At 71.2% G+C, this 16,876-nt stretch carries 19 protein-coding genes; 9 read left to right on the top strand and 10 right to left on the bottom strand.

The genetic code is table 11. The features are described from left to right. The 3 genes from EBM89_RS22520 to EBM89_RS03055 all read right to left on the bottom strand — a co-directional run. On the bottom strand, positions 1-283 hold a 283-nt coding region (locus EBM89_RS22520), incomplete at its 3' end, for an HNH endonuclease (protein ID WP_369408618.1). A gap of 91 nt (positions 284-374) precedes the next feature. Next, positions 375-860 (bottom strand): FBP domain-containing protein, encoded by a 486-nt coding sequence (locus EBM89_RS03060; protein ID WP_122147986.1) that lies wholly within the window; start codon positions 858-860, stop codon positions 375-377. A 280-nt stretch (positions 861-1,140) separates the two neighbouring features. After that, entirely contained in the window at positions 1,141-1,596 is a 456-nt protein-coding gene (locus tag EBM89_RS03055) for a MarR family winged helix-turn-helix transcriptional regulator (protein WP_122147985.1), read from the bottom strand. 58 nt (positions 1,597-1,654) lie between these two features. Between EBM89_RS03055 and EBM89_RS03050 the strand changes: the two genes are divergently transcribed. Further along, positions 1,655-2,026 (top strand): VOC family protein, encoded by a 372-nt coding sequence (locus EBM89_RS03050; protein ID WP_122147984.1) that lies wholly within the window; start codon positions 1,655-1,657, stop codon positions 2,024-2,026. A gap of 261 nt (positions 2,027-2,287) precedes the next feature. Beyond that, on the top strand, positions 2,288-2,794 hold the full coding sequence (locus EBM89_RS03045; protein WP_122147983.1) for a GNAT family N-acetyltransferase: 507 nt from the start codon (positions 2,288-2,290) through the stop codon (positions 2,792-2,794). A gap of 294 nt (positions 2,795-3,088) precedes the next feature. Here EBM89_RS03045 and EBM89_RS03040 read toward each other — a convergent pair whose 3' ends face one another. Continuing rightward, positions 3,089-3,661 (bottom strand): GNAT family N-acetyltransferase, encoded by a 573-nt coding sequence (locus tag EBM89_RS03040; RefSeq protein ID WP_122147995.1) that lies wholly within the window; start codon positions 3,659-3,661, stop codon positions 3,089-3,091. Positions 3,662-3,987: 326 nt separating this feature from the next. On the opposite strand from EBM89_RS03040, the gene EBM89_RS03035 reads away from it, so the two are divergent. Next, on the top strand, positions 3,988-5,007 hold the full coding sequence (locus EBM89_RS03035; RefSeq protein WP_147463430.1) for a hypothetical protein: 1,020 nt from the start codon (positions 3,988-3,990) through the stop codon (positions 5,005-5,007). Positions 5,008-5,121: 114 nt separating this feature from the next. Here EBM89_RS03035 and EBM89_RS03030 read toward each other — a convergent pair whose 3' ends face one another. Beyond that, positions 5,122-5,742: an HAD family hydrolase gene (locus tag EBM89_RS03030; protein WP_233571500.1), complete on the bottom strand. Its 621-nt coding sequence runs from the start codon at positions 5,740-5,742 to the stop codon at positions 5,122-5,124. A gap of 260 nt (positions 5,743-6,002) precedes the next feature. Between EBM89_RS03030 and EBM89_RS03025 the strand changes: the two genes are divergently transcribed. Then, positions 6,003-6,533, top strand: coding sequence for a DUF1214 domain-containing protein (locus tag EBM89_RS03025; RefSeq protein WP_199731952.1), 531 nt, complete (start codon positions 6,003-6,005; stop codon positions 6,531-6,533). On the opposite strand, the gene EBM89_RS03020 is transcribed toward EBM89_RS03025, so the two are convergent. Further along, positions 6,523-6,693 carry a formylglycine-generating enzyme family protein gene (locus EBM89_RS03020; RefSeq protein WP_233571499.1) on the bottom strand — a complete coding sequence of 57 codons (171 nt, stop codon included), beginning with the start codon at positions 6,691-6,693 and terminating at the stop codon, positions 6,523-6,525. The genes EBM89_RS03025 and EBM89_RS03020 overlap by 11 nt on opposite strands. A 415-nt stretch (positions 6,694-7,108) precedes the next feature. On the opposite strand from EBM89_RS03020, the gene EBM89_RS03015 reads away from it, so the two are divergent. Both EBM89_RS03015 and EBM89_RS03010 read left to right on the top strand, forming a co-directional pair. Further along, the gene (locus tag EBM89_RS03015; protein ID WP_122147980.1) at positions 7,109-8,653 is read left to right on the top strand and encodes a sulfatase-like hydrolase/transferase; all 1,545 of its coding nucleotides are present in this window, start codon (positions 7,109-7,111) and stop codon (positions 8,651-8,653) included. Positions 8,654-8,907: 254 nt separating this feature from the next. After that, positions 8,908-10,620, top strand: a complete 1,713-nt coding sequence (locus tag EBM89_RS03010) for a thioester domain-containing protein (RefSeq protein ID WP_199731951.1) — start codon at positions 8,908-8,910, stop codon at positions 10,618-10,620. Between the two features lie 256 nt (positions 10,621-10,876). On the opposite strand, the gene EBM89_RS03005 is transcribed toward EBM89_RS03010, so the two are convergent. Together EBM89_RS03005 and EBM89_RS03000 are read right to left on the bottom strand one after the other, a co-directional pair. Next, positions 10,877-11,389, bottom strand: a complete 513-nt coding sequence (locus EBM89_RS03005; RefSeq protein WP_122147978.1) for a PspC domain-containing protein — start codon at positions 11,387-11,389, stop codon at positions 10,877-10,879. After that, positions 11,386-11,709 (bottom strand): PadR family transcriptional regulator, encoded by a 324-nt coding sequence (locus EBM89_RS03000; RefSeq protein ID WP_122147993.1) that lies wholly within the window; start codon positions 11,707-11,709, stop codon positions 11,386-11,388. Before EBM89_RS03000 ends, EBM89_RS03005 begins: the two co-directional genes overlap by 4 nt. A 256-nt stretch (positions 11,710-11,965) precedes the next feature. Here EBM89_RS03000 and EBM89_RS02995 point away from each other — a divergent pair, with 256 nt between their 5' ends. Then, positions 11,966-13,471: an MFS transporter gene (locus EBM89_RS02995; protein ID WP_122147977.1), complete on the top strand. Its 1,506-nt coding sequence runs from the start codon at positions 11,966-11,968 to the stop codon at positions 13,469-13,471. Positions 13,472-13,512: 41 nt separating this feature from the next. After that, the gene (locus EBM89_RS02990; RefSeq protein ID WP_122147976.1) at positions 13,513-14,061 is read left to right on the top strand and encodes a TetR/AcrR family transcriptional regulator; all 549 of its coding nucleotides are present in this window, start codon (positions 13,513-13,515) and stop codon (positions 14,059-14,061) included. 254 nt (positions 14,062-14,315) lie between these two features. On the opposite strand, the gene EBM89_RS02985 is transcribed toward EBM89_RS02990, so the two are convergent. Beyond that, entirely contained in the window at positions 14,316-15,176 is an 861-nt protein-coding gene (locus EBM89_RS02985; RefSeq protein WP_122147992.1) for a helix-turn-helix transcriptional regulator, read from the bottom strand. A gap of 147 nt (positions 15,177-15,323) precedes the next feature. On the opposite strand from EBM89_RS02985, the gene EBM89_RS02980 reads away from it, so the two are divergent. Beyond that, positions 15,324-16,178 (top strand): SDR family oxidoreductase, encoded by an 855-nt coding sequence (locus EBM89_RS02980; RefSeq protein ID WP_122147975.1) that lies wholly within the window; start codon positions 15,324-15,326, stop codon positions 16,176-16,178. A gap of 38 nt (positions 16,179-16,216) precedes the next feature. Here EBM89_RS02980 and EBM89_RS21005 read toward each other — a convergent pair whose 3' ends face one another. Beyond that, on the bottom strand, positions 16,217-16,696 hold the full coding sequence (locus tag EBM89_RS21005; RefSeq protein ID WP_158609466.1) for a CPBP family intramembrane glutamic endopeptidase: 480 nt from the start codon (positions 16,694-16,696) through the stop codon (positions 16,217-16,219). Positions 16,697-16,876: the final 180 nt, after the last annotated feature.

The raw sequence follows: 16,876 nt of genomic DNA, 5'->3' as shown, positions 1-16,876 counted from the left end.
GCTGGGCGGCGAGGGCCGCGCGGGCGCGGCGCTGGCCGCCGCGCTCGGCGATGGCCACCTCCAGCGCGGCCATCGCCCGCCGCACGGCCGTCACGTCCGGCACCCACCCCCGCCGCAGGCACTCCTCGACCCACTCCGCAGCGCCGCGATGTCCGCGCTCGGCGTTGCACCGGCGGCATGACGGGACCTCGTTCTCGACCCACGACGGGCCACCACGTGCCCGAGGGACCAGGTGGTCCCGCGTCGGCGGGACGAGGCGCGAGAACGCCCGCCCGCACCACACGCACCGGGCGCCGTCGCGCTCGATCGCCGCAGCCAGCCGCCGCTGGCGCGGGGCAGGGCGCCGGTCCACCGTGCGACGGTACGCCGTCCGGTCAGCCGCGCGCGACGGCGGCGACGAACCGCTCGCTGCGCTCCTTCAGCCCGGCGACCCGGCGCTGCACGACGGCCTCGGCGTCGTCTCCCGCCTCGACGATGGTCGGGCGGCGCCGGACGTTCTTCGAGCACGCGAAGTCCGCGCAGATCAAGGTGCCCACGGTGTCGCCGTTGCGTCCGGCGGTACCGGCGCGCTTGGCGACGAGCAGCGACACCTCGTTGGTGGCGATGACGTCCTCGCACCACGAGCACACCGCGCTGCGGCGGGTCGCGCCGTCGGCCGTGCGCAGCACGATCCCGGTCGGCCGGTCGTCGACCCATGTCACGACGTAGGCGCGGCGTGGGTTCTTCGGGTCGGTCCAGCCGAGGTAGTCCAGCCGGTCCCAGTCGAGGGCGGACAGGTCGGGCAGGACGGCCTGGGCGGCCTCGCGGCGGGTGGAGTTGACGAAGGACGCGTGGATCTCGGGTGCGGTCAGGGCACGCATGGGGGACTCGCTCTCACGGGAGGTGGGGGCGCCCGGGCGGTCGACGCCGCGCGGGCATGACGAGGCGGCCGTCGCGGGGGACCTGGCTGCTCACCCTCGGGTGGTGCGGTCCGGCGCGACGGGCGGGGCCCCGTCACACAAGGTGGCCTGTGCGGCCGACCTCGTTCCCTGCGGACATCCGCGATCTCCTCGTGCTGGTCCGTGCCGCAGCGGTTCGCGCGGCACCCGACGTCCACCCTGCACCTCGGGACCCTGTCCTGTCACGCGGATTGCGTGCGGGCTACGGCTCGGTGGGTGCGTCCGGTGCGTCGAGCGCCGCGACGAACGCGCTCAGGTCGGTGCGCACCCGGGCGAGCGCGGCGGGGGAGAGGGCCGCCACCATCCGCTGCTCCACCGCCGCGACCGCGGTGCTCGCGGCCGCCAGCGCGGCCCGGCCCTCGCCGGTGAGGTCGGTGGGCAGCGCCCGGCCGTGCGGGGCGCTCGCCGGGCGGGTCAGCAGCCCGCGCTCCTCGAGGCCGCGCAGCAGCGCGTGCATCGACTGCCGGGTGACGAAGACCGCCCGGGCGAGCTCCGACCCGGACATGCCGGGTCGGGCGCCGAGCTGCTCCAGGCACGCGTACTGCGACACCGTGAGCGACAGCGGGCGCAGGGCCGCCTCCATCGCGGTCCGGAGCGCCGTCGCGGCCTGCTTGAGCAGGTAGCCGACCGACGTGTCGAGCTCCACGCGTGCATCCATGTCAGAAGTCTGACATACAGTGGGTGTTGTCAACTTCCTGACATCGAAGGAGCCTGCTGTGCCTACCGTGACCGGACCCGACTTCCTCGCCCTCCAGGTGCGCGACCTCGACGTCGCCGCGACGTTCTACGAGACGCACCTCGGACTGCGGCGCGCGGCCGCGAGCCCGCCCGGCGCCGTGGTGTTCGCGACGACGCCCGCGTTCGCCGTCCGCACGCCGCTGCCGGGGGTCGACCTCGACGCGATCACACCCCGTCCCGGCGCGGGGATCGCGCTGTGGCTGCACGCCGACGACGCCCAGGGGCTGCACGACGCGCTCGCCGCGGCGGGCGTGGAGATCCTCGCGGCACCGACCGACACGCCGTTCGGGCGGACGTTCACGTTCGCCGACCCGGACGGGTACGCGGTCACGATCCACGACCGGGCGTGAGTGCGGGGGAGAGGAGCGGGCGACGGCCGGTCCGCGCGTGTCCGCGCGTCGCCGCCCGGGCCCGCGTCGCCGCGGGGTCCGAGTCCGTCCGGGTGCGTCCGGGTGCGTCTACCGCCGACGCCGGTCGGCGTGGGACTGTCGCGGTGGGCGCCGGGACGACGGCGCACCGGCTGGCCGCCGCTCGGCGGCGACCCGCGCTACAGGTTATGACAATTCGACCGTTCGGTGCCGGTCGTGGTCGGGGATGGCAGGGTGTGTGCCGTGATCGCCGCCCTCACACTGCCGACGACCGTCCCGCTCCCGCGCGGCACCCTCGCGCTCCGTCGTGCCGTCCTGGACGACATCGCGCCGCTGGCGCGCCTGCTCGCCGACGACGAGATCAGCGCGACCCGCGGCGACCGGGCGGCTGACGACGACCTCGACGCGTACCGGGACGCGCTCGGTGGGATCGTCGCGGACGGCTCCAACGACCTCGTCGTCGGCTCCGACGGCGACCAGGTCGTCGCCGTGCTGCAGCTCACCCGCATCCCGGGACTGTCGCGGCGTGGCACGACGCGGCTCCAGGTCGAGGCCGTTCGGGTCGCGAGCGACCGCCGGTCGGCAGGCATCGGGACGGCGTTCCTGCGGTGGGTGCTCGACGTCGCGGCGCCCGCCGTCGGCGCGGGCCTGGTCCAGCTGACGTCCGACTCGGCCCGCGGCGATGCGCACCGGTTCTACGAGGCGCTGGGGTTCACGGCGTCGCACGTGGGGTTCAAGCGGATCGCGTGAGGTCAGCCTGGCGCCTGGAGCGCTGTCCGCGAACCGGTCGAGCGAACGCCGATAATGGACGTTATGTCAGTTCGACCACTGCGTATGGCCGTGACCTGCGTAAATGCCCCTAGCGGGCGCGCTAACTGTGGCGCGCTCATGCGGCGCCACGGTTGCCGACGGACTAGCGGTTCATCCGCGCAGCGGGACCTTCTTAGGCCCTGGATGACTAGAGATCCCGGCGAACCCGCGCTCTACACCGCGAGCTGCACCCCCAGCGTCGGGACGTCGCGCGAGCTCGGCCGAGGTGACCGGCTACGAGGTCCTGGTGTCGGCAGCGACCTCATAGATGATCTCCAGGCCGTCCTCGTCGTCCCACTGCTCCCCCACGGCGGAGAAGCCGTACTGCATGGCTAGCGCGAGGGAAGCGGTGTTCCCCGGAGCGATGGTGACCCGCACCCTGCGCACCGTCGGCTCGTCCCGAGCTCGCTGGAGCAGCGCCTCGAGTGCCGCACGGGCGTAGCCACGGCGACGAAGCGCAGGATCGACCGCGTACCCGACCTCCACCATGCCGTCGGCATCCGGCGGTCCGTGGAAGCCGGCGCGACCGGCGGGCAGGCACTGGTCCTCGTCCCAGATGACGCCCGTGACCCAGGCCGCGCTGGCGGGGTCCCGGCGAGCCTGCTCGCTCCGCCTCGCCCACGTACTGCGCCAGTCGGGACCGGCGAAGTACGCGGTCAGCGGTACCGGGCTGCACGACTCGGCACGAGCAAGGGCACCGGAGGCCAGTGCGTCGAACACCGCGCCTGTCAGATGGACGATGCGGACCCGGCGGCCGAGGCGACCAGAGGCGATCACGGGAGGGCTCTCATGGGGCGGCACGGGCATGCTCTCCACACGTCGGCTGGAAGATCAGCGTTGTCGAGCGAACGATACGGCGTTGGTCGACAAGGCTCGCCGGTGTCGATCGAGGACGTGACCGCTCCGTGCCCCTGAGCCCTACAAGTCCGGTGGACCGTGCAAACGAGGCTCCAGGAGCCCGAACACCCGGGGGTAGGACTGAGACGGACCCGACGCCGACACCTGGCTCGACGTCGTGCTGCTGGAGAAGCGCCTGTAGCACCAGCCCGCCCGCACCTGATGCGGCCCTCGCGGTGTCGGGGTGGCGTGGCAGGCTCGGCCTCGTCTCGACCAGCACGAGAGGGGTGCCGCCGGTGGATCCGCACGGCCAGGACGTCCCACCCGAGTTCCGCCGCGCGGCCAAGCTCCTACGCAAGGTCGCCCTCGCGACGCTCGACCTCACCGACGCCGCCCGTCCTGCCCGCCCGGGGAGCGTCGCCGAGCACGAGACCGCTGACGAGTCGTTCGACGGAGCCTGGGGCCGAGCCACCTTCCAGCTCGAGCACGAGGTGCCGCCACGGCTCATGGCCACTGCAGACCACATGACGGCCCTGGCCGCGCTCACCCTCGAACCACGAGTCATCCTCGCCATGGCCTCGGTCGTGCGTCCCTGCCTGGAGAACCTCGCCATCGTGTTCTGGCTCTACGAACCCGGCATCGATACCCGAGAGCGCGTCCGACGCCGGATGAACCTGCGACTGTCCGCGCTCGTCGAGCAGCAGAACATCTCCGCGGCGACCGGCAACGGCAAGGACGCCGGCGTCGCACGCAGCCTGCTCGCCATCAGGTCCTCAGCCCAACAGCACGGCTACACCTGGAAGGTCCGAAGAGGACGCCCGCTGCCCAACGCCATGCTGCACGATCGCTTCCTCGACGAGCAGATGCCCACCCAGCGCCGCCTGCTCTCCGAGCTGTTCGCCGACTCCGACGGCACCGATCAGGGCCTGGGCAAGCTCCTGCAGCACCTCACCAGCTCAGTCCTGCACGGGCACCTCCACGGCACTGCGGCGTTCATCCTCGACACCGAACCGTCCTCGATCGCCGAGGTCGCCACAGCCGGCATCGGGCTCGACGCCTCCCGCTTCGCCCAGCTCTACGGCGCCGTCCTCGTCGGCGCGGTCTCGACGATGGCCCGGTGCGGGCAGCACTTCGGTTGGGAGCTCGGGCCGTGGATGGCCACCGCCCACCAAACGATGAGCACCCTCACACCGTGGATCGAGACCCGGCCACAACGCTCCCGACGCCCCGCTGCACGCCCGTCGGGCGGATCCTCGTTCTTCGCCCCGGCCCACCCCACCCGACCGCTCGACCGAGGCGAGTACGACCGATCGTGATACGCAGGGTTGCCAGTACTAGTTTGCGCATCGTTCTGACCAGCGAGTTTGTCTGATAGGCAGATCTGAACCGGCGTCTGAGCGCACACAGCGGCTCGCACGGCACCAGCTGCTCTAGGTGCTGCGCGGCAGCACGTCGGTGAGCTGCATCAGGTTGCCGAGTTCGAGGTCTGGCCGTGTTTCGTCAGTGTGAGGCTGCTGCAGGTACGCCCATGGTCCGCGTCGCAGCCACGCCGTCCGTAGGCCTGCGGCACTTGCTGGACGGATGTCGTTGTCGAGGCGGTCGCCGACGTACAACACGCGGCTCGGGTCGGTCTGCGTCTCGGTGACCACGTGTCGGAAGAACTCGAGCGACGGCTTCGCGACGCCCCATGTCGCCGAGGCGACCACGAAGTCGACGTCGACGCCAGCTGCTCTCAGAGCGGCTTCAGCTCCCCTGGGCTGGTTTCCCGCAACCCCCACCACGAGCCCGGCCGCGCGGACCCCGCGGAGGCATTCGAGCGCATCCGGATAGAGATCACCCGGGCCGATGTCAGGCGCGACATCCGGCGGCGCGATCCCGAGAAGCGCCCATGCATCTCGGTGGTCGCGCCCCTGGGCGATCACCGATCCGATCGCGGCCATGAGGCTGAACGGCGTGACACCAGCAGCCCTTGCTTGCTCGCTCCATGCTCGTGACTCATCAACGAGCGTCTCCCCCACGTCGAAGACGACCGCACGCAGGTCGGCGAGCACAACGTCTGGATTCACATCAGCAGCATGCCGCACGTCGCCCGAGGCCGGTCGGAGTACGACCGATCCTGATACGCAGAGGTGCCAGTAGTAGCCTGCGTATTGCATCTGATGTAACGCGCGGCCAGCGCCACCACTCCCGGCGCGCAGCTCGATTCGGCCTCTGACCAGTGCAAACGCTCCGAATCTCATACGGGACCGCAGTGCACGGCACCACGGGCTCGCGATGAGCGCTCCTGTGCCGTTGCGCTGACCTGCAGGCCTTGCCCTGGTGTTGCATCGGATGCCCCGAGAACGCGGCCTGGCAGGTCGACGGCCGGACCGACGTCGAAGCGCGCGACAAGTGGTTCTACCAGGCGATCGCGACCTCGCCCGTGATGTTCCGCCGGCAGCCGGGTCAGGGGTCGGTGTACTGGCTGGGTCTGAACGACGCGGACGGCGACTACCTCGACGGCGGTCGCCGCTACCGGCTGCGTCTCCCCCTACCTGTGCCGGCGGGGCTGCTCTGGTCCGTCACGGTCTACGACGCGCAGACGCGCAGCCAGATCAGCACGGAGCAGGGCACCCCTGCTCTGCGGTCGCTGTTCGAGCTCCGGGACCACCTCGACGGCGACGCGATCGACCCGTGGTTCGGGCCCGACGCGCCGACCGACCCCACGGCACCGTGGGTACGGACCGTGCCCGGTCGCGGATGGTTCACGTACCTGCGTGTGTACGGGCCCACCGCGGCAGCGTTCGACGGGTGCTGGGTGCCGGGCGACCCTGAACCCCTCGACTCGGCGGCTACACGATGATGTCGAGGTGCGCGAGCTCGGCAGGGTCCGCAGCGGGGAACGCCGCGGGGTCGAGGTCCCGCTCTGCGACGGTCACGTACGAGGTGGCGCTGACGAGATCGGCGAGCATCGCGTTGGTGACCGGGTGCCGGTCCATCAGGAACGGCCGGACGTCCCGCACGTGGACGGGACGCTCGTCGGGGTAGAACCCCTCGACCCCATGGAGAACGAACCGCCCTCGACGGGCACCATGTCGTGCGTCCCGATGGTCGTCACCCCGCCACGGTACGCACCCCGATCGTCCGTCCGCCCGCCCCGGGCCTTCACCTTGCGGCCCTGGTTCCCTAGAGTGATCGCGACCACGAGCGACGGAGGTCAGGATGCCGAGCACGTCTCACGTCCGCCTCGAGGGTGCGCTGCTCCGGACCGGCCACGCCGTCCACGGGTCGACGGGACGCACGGTGGCGGACCGGCCCCCCGGCCCGCTCCCCCGGCGCCCCTCGGTTCCGGACTTCCACGGTTCTGCCGGAAGCCGGACGAGCTCGTTCGACCCGATGCGCTACTGAGCCGGACCCCGGGCTAGGAGAAGAGCAGCCATGCGCGAGCAGCCCAACATCGTCGTCTTCTTCTGGGACAACCTCGGGTGGGGCGAGGTCGGCTGCTACGGCGGCGGCCTGCTGCGCGGCGCGCCGACGCCCAGGATCGACGGCCTCGCTGCCGAAGGGCTGCGGTTGCTGAACTTCAACGTCGAGGCGCAGTGCACCCCGAGCCGGTCGGCGCTCCTGACCGGACGCCACCCGATCCGTTCAGGCACCCACTCGGTCCCACTCGGAGGCGGCGCGGACGGGCTGACCCGCTGGGAGGTGACCATCGCGCAGGCGCTGGCGGATGCCGGTTACGCCACGGGGATGTGGGGGAAGTGGCACCTGGGCAGCGACCCGGATGAGCGCGGTCCGGTGGACTTCGGGTTCGACGAGGCGGTGTGGAGCCCGCGCACCGCCGACGAGGTGCTCTGGACGATGCAGTCGTACTTCCCCGACGGGCCGGTGACCGCCACGCCGTACGCGGGTACTGAGGAGATCTCCCTCGAGCACCAGCTGGTCCACTCTCGGCGCAAGGGTGAACCCTCCAACGTCGTCGCCACCTATGACGCCGCGTGGCGCGCAGGGTTCGACCGCAAGATCACTGACTGGGCGGTCGACTTCATGCGCCGCTCGACCGAGTCGAGCCAGCCGTTCTACGCGTACCTGCCGTACACCCAGGTGCACATCCCTCCCATCCCCGACCCGGAGTTCGCCGGTCGTACGAGGCGAGGCAACATGGCCGATCTTCTCGCCCAGATGGACGCGTTCACCGGCCGGATCCTCGACGAGCTCGATGCTCTGGGCATCGCGGACGAGACGATCGTCGTGTGGGCGTCCGACAACGGGGCCGAGCCGACCTGGCGCGAGCCCGGCATGGACCCCGATCCGCTCGGCGGCCTCTGGAGCGGCGTGTCCGGGCCGTGGCGCGGCGCGTACTTCACCTCGCTGGAGGGCTCGATGCGCAGCCCGTGTCTCATTCGCTGGCCAGGGGTCGTCCCGGCGGGCCGGGTCAGCAACGAGCTCGTGCACGCCGTGGACCTGTTCACCACGCTCGTGCTGGCCGGCGGTGGGGGCGTCCCTGCGGACCGGCGGATCGACGGGATGGACATGCGTCCCTTCCTGCTCGGCGGCGACGACGCGTCAGGTCGCGACACGGTCCTGTGCTTCCAGGGCAACCGCCTGCAGGCGGTCAAGTGGCGCCAGTGGAAGGCGCACTTCTTCCGGCAGGACGACAGCCTTGACACCTACGTGCCGTACAACGGGCCCCGCATCCACAACCTTGAGTGGGACCCGCGCGAGGAGCACGAGGTCGATTTCCCGCACGGCTGGGTGATCCATCCGATGGCGACGGCCGTTTCGGCGTTCCTCAGGACGCTGGCTGCCGAGCCTCCCATCAAGCCTGGGACCGCTGACCCCTACACGCCACCCGCCTCCGGCGAGCTCCGTGCCGAGGAGCACCTGCAGCTCGGTGCGGTCATCCAGTACGTCAGCTCGCTGAGCCGCACACCCGACGCGCCGCCCGATCCGCAGCACGGGATCACGCACACGTCCGGCTGACGACGCCGAGGCGGTCGTCGTTCCCCCGCTCTGGTCGCGCTGCCGCGTATCACCCGCGAAGGGCGATGACTGGGCTCTTCCCTCGCGGGAGTGTCGCAGGAACCTTCGTTCACGGCGACGTCAGGGGCAGACCGATGCGAGGACAGATCCGAGCTGCGGCGTCGTGCGCGACGCTTCTCGTTCTCGTCGTCGGCTCCGCAGCAGTCTCGTCGGCCAAGCCGGAGCCCGGGGGCGGCCTCGGTGACCCTGCCGGGTTGTTCACCGAGGTCCGTGTGACAAGCCTCGCGAACGGGACCGCCGTCGACGGGTTCGCCGCGCCCGACACGTTCGACCCGCTCACCGGGTACCCGGCGACCGTCCCCGCGGAGTCGACCCCGGAGCCCGCGTCGTTCGCCGGGACCATCGGCATCACCGACCCCGTGAGCGGGCAGAGCGCCCTGGCGTACTGCATCGACCTGTTCACCGACACCCAGGTCGGCGTGCACTACGCGCTGGGCTCGTGGGACGCCAGCAACGTGGCCAACCTGGGCTACGTCGGGTACGTCCTGGAGAACTACTTCCCGACCGTCCCGACAGCGCCCGCCGCAGCGAGCGACGACGTGCGCGCCGCCGCGGTCCAGGCGGCGATCTGGTTCTTCAGCGACCGCTACGTCCTGGACCCCGCGAGCCCCGTGCGTCCGCTCACCGAGGCGATCGTCGCCGACGCGCTCGCGAACGGGCCTGCCGTCGAGCCGGCGGCTCCACAGCTCGACGTCTCCCCCGACGTGCTTCCCGCGCCCTCGACCGGTGAGCTCGTCGGACCCTTCCAGGTCACGGGCGACGGGCCGGCCACGCTGCGCAGCGTCGGGGTGGAGGTCTACAGCGACCCGGACGGCACCACCGTGCTCCCCGACGGCGCGACCGTCGCCCCGGGGACCTCGCTCTGGTCCCGCAGCGTGTCCGCGACGACGCCGCAGGGGTTCGTGCTGGAGCGCGCCGTCACGGTCGTCCAGTCGTCCGTGTACCTGTATGACGGGTCCAACCCCGGGCGGACCGCCGCGCAGAAGCTCGTGCTCGCCCAGACCTCCGACCTCGTCCGGCGCGCGGGTGCGCTGCTGGAGCCCTACCCCGCCGGGTCGGTCACCATCGACAAGACCGTGGCCGGTACGGGCGCCGGACTGCAGGGCGAGGTCGTCCTGACCCTGTCGTGCACTCCCGCCGGTGGCGGACCGATCTCGACGTACCAGGCGACGATCGAGGCGGGCGCAGCGGCGGGAACGAACTCCCGGACCATCGGCGGGATCCCCGCCGGAGCGTCGTGCGCCGTCGAGGAGACCACCGACGGCGACAACGGACTGGTCACGCCATCGAGCCCACCCGTCGTCGTCCCGTCGACCGTCACCATCGCGCAGGGCGCCACTGCCAGCGTCGCGGTCACCAACACCTACGACCGTGCCGTCGGGTCGCTGCAGGTCACGAAGACCATCGCCGGCGCCGGGGCCGGCCTGCAGGGCATCATCGTCATCGACGTCGACTGCGCCGAAGGCACCGGTGGCTACGACCGCACCTACACGATCGACCGGGCGTCACCGGCCGGCGCCTACGCCCAGGCCGTCGTCGCGGGCATCCCCGCCGGCACCGTCTGCGAGATCAGCGAGACCGATGCGGGCGGCAACGGTGCGGTCGTCGCAGAGACGCAGGTCAGCGCTGACACCGTCACCCTCGTCGAGGGCCTGGCCAGCGCGGTCGCGGTGACGAACACGTACTCCGTCGTCGACCCGCGCGTCCCGGACGACCCCACCGTGCCGAACGGCCCCGCTGATCGAGCCGGATCGGGCACCGTGCGCTTCGCGAGCGACGTGCTCGCGGCGAGCGGCGCGGATCCCGTCCCCGGGCTACGGACGGCGCTGATGCTGCTGGCGTCTGGGGTCGCATGCGTCCTGACCGCACACATGACCCGAGCGCGGACATGCCCCGTCCGAGGCTGACTGGAACCCGCGCTGCAACGTCCCGACGTCAGCTTCGATCTCGTGCGGGCGCCGCTGACGTTCTCACCGAAGCCGTGGACGCCGCGTAGACGACGCGAGTACGACCGATCCTGATACGCAGGGGCGCCAGCAGTCGTCGGCGTCGTGCTTCTCGATGCCACAGACCGCCAGGACCGCCTCTCCTTGACGCACGAGCCGGCCCTCTCCCCGAGCAGCACGAACGTCCCGGTGTCCTGCTCGCACCACGTGGTGCTCGTCAGCGCTGCTCGCGTCGCCGGTCGGCCTCGATCGCCCGTCGGTACTCGCCGGTGGTGCGCATGCGCGGTGCGAACAGAAGGGCGACGAGGTACGCGACGACGAGCAGCCCGCCGCTGAACAGGCCCAGGATGACCGCGATGCTGCGCAGCCAGTCGACGCGGACGTCGGCACGGGTCGCGAGCCCGAGGCAGAGGCCGCTGATCTGCTTGCCTTCGACGATCCGGCACAGGAACGGAGCGCGTGCTGCGGGTGCGGCCTCCTCGTCCGAGGAGACGGGACCGAACTGCTCCAGGACGCGCGTCGTCACGTCGCGGTCGATCTGGCCTCCGTCGTCGAGAATGCGCCGGAGCTGATCGCCGATCGCCGCCTCGACGTCGCGGACGGTCTCGTCGCCGGCAGGACTGGCTCCCATCGCCGTGCGCGCCCGCTCGAGGTACTCGAGGATCAGCGCCCGTGCTTCCGCACTCATCGGGAACGCACCGCCGTGTCCGGCGAGAGCGAGATCAGTCATGGTCGTCGTCCTATCGAGTCGAGCGTCGTCGCGAGGGTGTGGATGTACGTGCGGAACGCCTCGAGTTCTCGCCTGCCGAGGTCGGAGATCGCCAGATACTTCCTGGGCGGACCCGTGGGTGACTCGCGCCACTCGTGCGTGACGAGCCCCTCCCGGCGCAGCCGGCTGATCAGGGGGTGAAGCGTCCCGTCCTGGACCGGGAACCCTGAGGCGCGAAGGGTTTCCGCGATCTCCGCCGCGTATCGCTGCTCGTGCTCGACGACAGCGAGGACGGCTGGCTCGAGCATCCCCCGGCGGAGGGCGGCCAGCTTTGCTTCCATGTCGGTACCGTACTGGAGCCCGGTACCTAGCACAAGCAAGGACGGCTTCGCTTCAGGCCCGCCCGCGTCCACGTCACCGTCGTCCTGCGTCGCCGAAGGCCCGAGGCCGGAGCGCCGCGGCCGCTCCCCCACCTCGACGCCGACTCACGCGGTCGAAGTCAGCGGCATGCGCCGCTCCGGTGCCGCCCGCGGTCGTCCAACTGTACAAACACGTTAGTATAGTTTGACGACTGAACTCGCACAGGAAGCACGGTTGATGGAGAACGGGACGTCGAAGCGGCGCTGGGCGCTGCTCGCCACGGTGGGCGCTGGCCTGCTGCTGATCACCTTGGACAACTCGATCCTCTACACCGCGCTGCCGACGCTGACCGCGGAGCTCGGCGCGTCGGGGTCGACGGCGCTGTGGATCATCAACGCCTACCCCGTGATGATGGCCGGCCTGCTGCTGGGCGCCGGCACGCTGGGTGACCGGGTCGGCCACCGCCGGATGTTCGTGGTCGGCCTGTCGGTCTTCGGCATCGCCTCGCTCGCGGCTGCCTTCGCGCCGAGCCCGGAGCTGTTGATCGCGGCCCGCGCGCTGCTGGCGGTGGGCGCGGCCTCGATGATGCCGGCGACGCTCGCGCTGATCCGCCTGTCGTTCGACGATGAGCGTGAACGCAACCTGGCCATCGCGATCTGGGGAAGCCTGTCGGTCGTGGGCGCCGCCTTGGGCCCGATCCTCGGCGGCACGCTCCTCCAGCACTTCTGGTGGGGCTCGGTCTTCCTGATCAACGTCCCCGTGGTGATCGCCGCGCTCATCGCCACGGCGATCGTCGCCCCGCACGACGACGCCGACCCCTCCAAGCGGTGGGACCTCGTCTCCTCGCTGCAGGCCATGGTCGGCCTGGTCGGAGCGGTGCTGTTCATCAAGGAGCTGGCGCACGTCCCCCAGAACTGGGTCACGATCGCCGTCGCGGCGGTCGCCGCCGCGGTCGGGTTCTCCCTGTTCGTGCGCCGGCAGCGCAAGCTCGACGAGCCGATGCTGGAGTTCTCGATCTTCCGGAACAAGGCGTTCAGTGGCGGGGTGATCGCCGCGGCCTTCGCGATGTTCACCATCGCCGGCGCCCAGCTAGTCACCACCCAGCGGTTCCAGCTCGTCGAGGGGTTCAGCCCGCTGGAGGCAGGCCTGCTCGTCGCGACGATCGCGCTCGGCTCGCTGCCCTCGGCGCTCATCGGCGGTGCGTTCCTGCACCTCCTGGGTCTGCGCTTGCTGATCTCGGGGGGCCTTGGTGTCGGCGCGCTCGGAGTCGCGACCACGGTGGCCGCGGTGGCGACCGGCGCCTTCCCTCTGCTGGTGATCGGGTTCGTGGTGACCGGTCTCGGTCTGGGTGGGGCGTTCTCGGTCGCGTCGGCGGCGATCATGGGCAACGCGCACCCCCGCAAGGCGGGGATGGCCGCCTCCGTCGAGGAGGTCTCCTACGAGTTCGGGTCCCTGTCTGCCGTCGCCCTGCTCGGCAGCCTGCTCACCTTCGTCTACTCGGCCACCGTGAAGCTGCCTCCTGGCTCCCCCGACGCCGCCCGTGAGAGCCTGTCGGACGCGCTTGCTCACGCAGGTGGGGACAAGGAGCTGATCGCGGCCGCCAACGCCGCCTTCGACACGTCCTACCTCGTCACGATGGTCGTGCTCGGCGTCATGCTGGTGCTCGGCGCCCTGGTCACGAACCGGCTGCTACGCGCCTACGGGCGTGGGACCGAGGCGATGGAACATGCCGAGAACCACTGATCACGACGTCCGTCGACGGTCGGGCAAGGGAGATGTCACCAGTGCGACAGAGCAACAAGACCGCGATCCTCGACGCGGCTGTCAGCGTGATCGAGGCCGAAGGCATCACCGCGGTCACGTTCGACTCCGTCGCCGCCGCGTCAGGAGTGACGCGCGGCGGGATCATCTACCACTTCCGTTCCCGGGACGAGCTGATCGCAGCGATCCACCTGCACCTCGCGCAGCGCTGGGAGCGGCAACTCGAGGCTGCTTGCGGTATGCGCGCCGGTGATGCGACCGAGCTCGAACGGCTCATCGCCTACGTCCGGGTGGCCACCACGTCGGCCACCCGAGCCGAGCTCCTGATGATGCTCGAGAGCCCGAACAGCGAGCACCAGCAGGCGTGGACCGACGTCATCGAGCGGTGGATCCCGTCGCCCGTCGCCGGGGCGACGGGGGCGTCCAGCTCGCGCACGATCGCGCTCCTGGCGGCCGACGGCCTGTGGGTGAACGATGCCATCGGCAGCAACCGCATGTCGCCAGAAGAGCGCCTGCGCGCTGCCGAGCGGATCATCGGGCTGATCCGTGACGCGTCGGGATCGGTGGGGTAGGACGACCAATCCTGATACGCAGCGGTGCCGGTACTGGTCTGCGTCTTGCGTCTGATGGAGCACGTCTAAGGGCGCTACCCCTCGCTCCGCGCAGAGCCTTCGAACCTCTGACCAGGGTCAACGCCGTGAGTCGGCCATGATCCTGAGATGCGCGGCCGCGGTGGGCCATCAGCGGTGCGACGGTGCCGACGGCATGGCCTGCGGGTCTCCGTCCGGTGTGTGGGGCGCCCTGCCCCGTTCCGGAATCGGCGGTGTCAGACAGACGGGTGCCCGGCTCCTTCCAGTGTCCAGCTCGTCAGAAGGTCGAGCGCCTGCCGCGACGGTGACCCGGGTTCGGCTGTGAACAGGAACAGCACCTGCTCCGGGTCGCCCGGGTTGGTCAGTGTCTCGTACTGGAGGGTGAGGTCGCCGACCACGGGATGGCGGAACCGCTTGTCGCCGAATGTGCGCTGGTGGACCCGGTGCTCCTCCCACCATCGGGCGAAATCGGTGCTGGCGATGGTCAGGGCGCCGACGAGCGCCTGCGTCGCCGGGTCGTCGGGGTCGCGGCCGGCTTCGAGACGGAGGTTCTCCACGACGGTCCGTGCCTGCGCGTCCCAGTCGACGAGACGCTCGCGCGCACCGGCATCGAGGAACATCCACCGCGCGTAGTTCCGGTCACGAGCGGGCATCGCATCGAAGTCGGCGAGCAGGGCGCGGGCGAGCCTGTTCGCGGCGAGCACGTCCGTACGCCGTCCCAGCAGCAGCGCCGGGACGCCGTCCAGAGCGTCGAGGAGCTGATGCAGTCCCTGGCGGGCGCTCTGGGCGCGGACGGGCCGTCGGGACGGGCGCGGGGTCGCGCCGATGAGGTGGGTCAGGTGCGCGCGTCCAGCGTCGTCCAGGTCCAGGGCGGTCGCGATCGCCGCCACGACGCCTGCCGACGGGACGATCCGTCGGCCCTGCTCGAGCCTGGTGTAGTAGTCCGTCGAAACGCGGGCGAGCGCAGCGACCTCCTCCCGGCGAAGACCCGGCACGCGCCGCACCCGGTCGTCCGGAGGGAGGCCCGCCCGGGCGCGGTCGGCCTGGCCGCGGGCACGGCGCAGGAAGTCGGCGAGTTCGCGGTTGACGTCGGCCACCACTCGATCTTCGCGCACCACGTCGTCGCCGCGCCTGGCCCTGCGCGTCCTAGGCGCGAGCCTCCTGGGCTCCGCAGAGCCGGTTGTGCGGCCCCACGACCCCGCCGCCCACCGGAGGCTGAAAGGACCGACGAGAGAGGAACTCCCATGACCTACCCCACCGACCGCCCCGCCACCTGGTTCATCACCGGGACCTCCCGCGGGCTCGGCCTCGCCCTGGTCCGCCATCTGCTCGAGCGCGGCGACCGCGTGGTAGCCACGACCCGCTCGACCGAGCGACTGCTCGCCGCACTCGACGGCGCCCCGAGTGGGAGCCTCCTGGCGCTCGAGGTCGACCTCACCGACCCGCACTCCGTGCACGTCGCCGTCACGGAGGCGACCACGCGGTTCGGCGGCGTCGACGTCGTGGTGAACAACGCGGGCTACGGCTACCTGGGCGCGGTCGAAGACACGAGCCACGCCGACGTGCGCCGCATGCTCGACGTCCAGGTCGCAGGCACCTGGAACGTCCTGCGCGAGGTGCTGCCGGGCATGCGCGCGGCCGGGTCCGGGCACGTGATCACGGTGTCCTCGATCCTGGGGCTCCTGGCCTTCCCGGGCTGGGGTCTCTACTGCGCCGCGAAGTTCGCCGTCGAGGGGCTCACGGAGTCACTGGCCGGCGAGGTCGCCGACCACGGCATCGATGTCACCATCGTCGAGCCCGGGTACTTCGACACGGACTTCCTCCGGCCGAGCTCGCTAGAGGTCGCCACGGACACGGGAGACGCGTACCCGGCCATCGCTTCGATGATCGAGCAGCACCGCGCGATGCCGGGCACCCAGCCCGGCGACCCCGTCAGGGCAGCTCGTGCAATCGCGTCGATCGCGGCGCGTGCGGACGGGCCGCTTCGCCAGCAGCTCGGCTCGGACTCCTCAGGAATGGCGGCGGAGCGGGCGACGGCCCTGGCGTCCGACGTCGCCGCAGCCCGTGACCTCGCGCTGACGACCGACAAGCCGTCCTGAGGGTCGGCGTCGGCGCTCGTCCGCGGAGATCGTCGATGTCAGCACGGTGGGCGGACGACCTCGGGAAACTCGGCCGCCCACCGTGCTCCAGCAGGCGCCGCGGGTGGACCGGAGCAGTTCTCCCCGGCAGTCGGCCGGTGCCCTGATCTGCACGTCGCCCACGAGACGGCGCAGCGGGAGTACGACCGACACGATCCGCAGAGGTGCCAGGAGACATCTGCGCATCGATCTGATCTCGCGTCTGCGGTGATGATGGGTACGGGACGGCTGCGACCCGACCGTGTCATCCGCGGCGTCGTCGGCCTCACGTGAGGCCTTGTCGGCAGGGTGTCGGTGACGGACTGCCCCAGCACGACGTCGATCCCGTGCATCAGTCCGAACAGGGCGCTGGAGATCAGCGCGACCGCGACCTTGCGGGTGCGGCCCCGCAGTGCGGTGAGCAGCGGACCGCGGCTGGTCAGCTCCTCGTCGAAGCCGACGAGCACGCCGAGGGTCAGACCGGCGACGACGAAGTCCACGCCCACCTCGCCCGCGTCGTGCGCCGCTCGCGCAGCGCGGGCCGCCACCAGCCGAGCCACGTCGTGATCGCGGCTACGACGACGGCGCCGACGGCGAGCGAGACGACGGCGCCGCGGCGCCAGACGTTGCTCGCGGAGTCGCCGAACTGGGTGGACGGAACACCGCTGACCGCCTGGACG

This window comes from Cellulomonas triticagri, from assembly GCF_003696205.1.
Taxonomy (GTDB): domain Bacteria; phylum Actinomycetota; class Actinomycetes; order Actinomycetales; family Cellulomonadaceae; genus Cellulomonas; species Cellulomonas triticagri.
The sequence above is the reverse complement of the archived record's forward strand: the minus strand, read 5'-3'. Positions and strand labels throughout refer to the sequence as shown.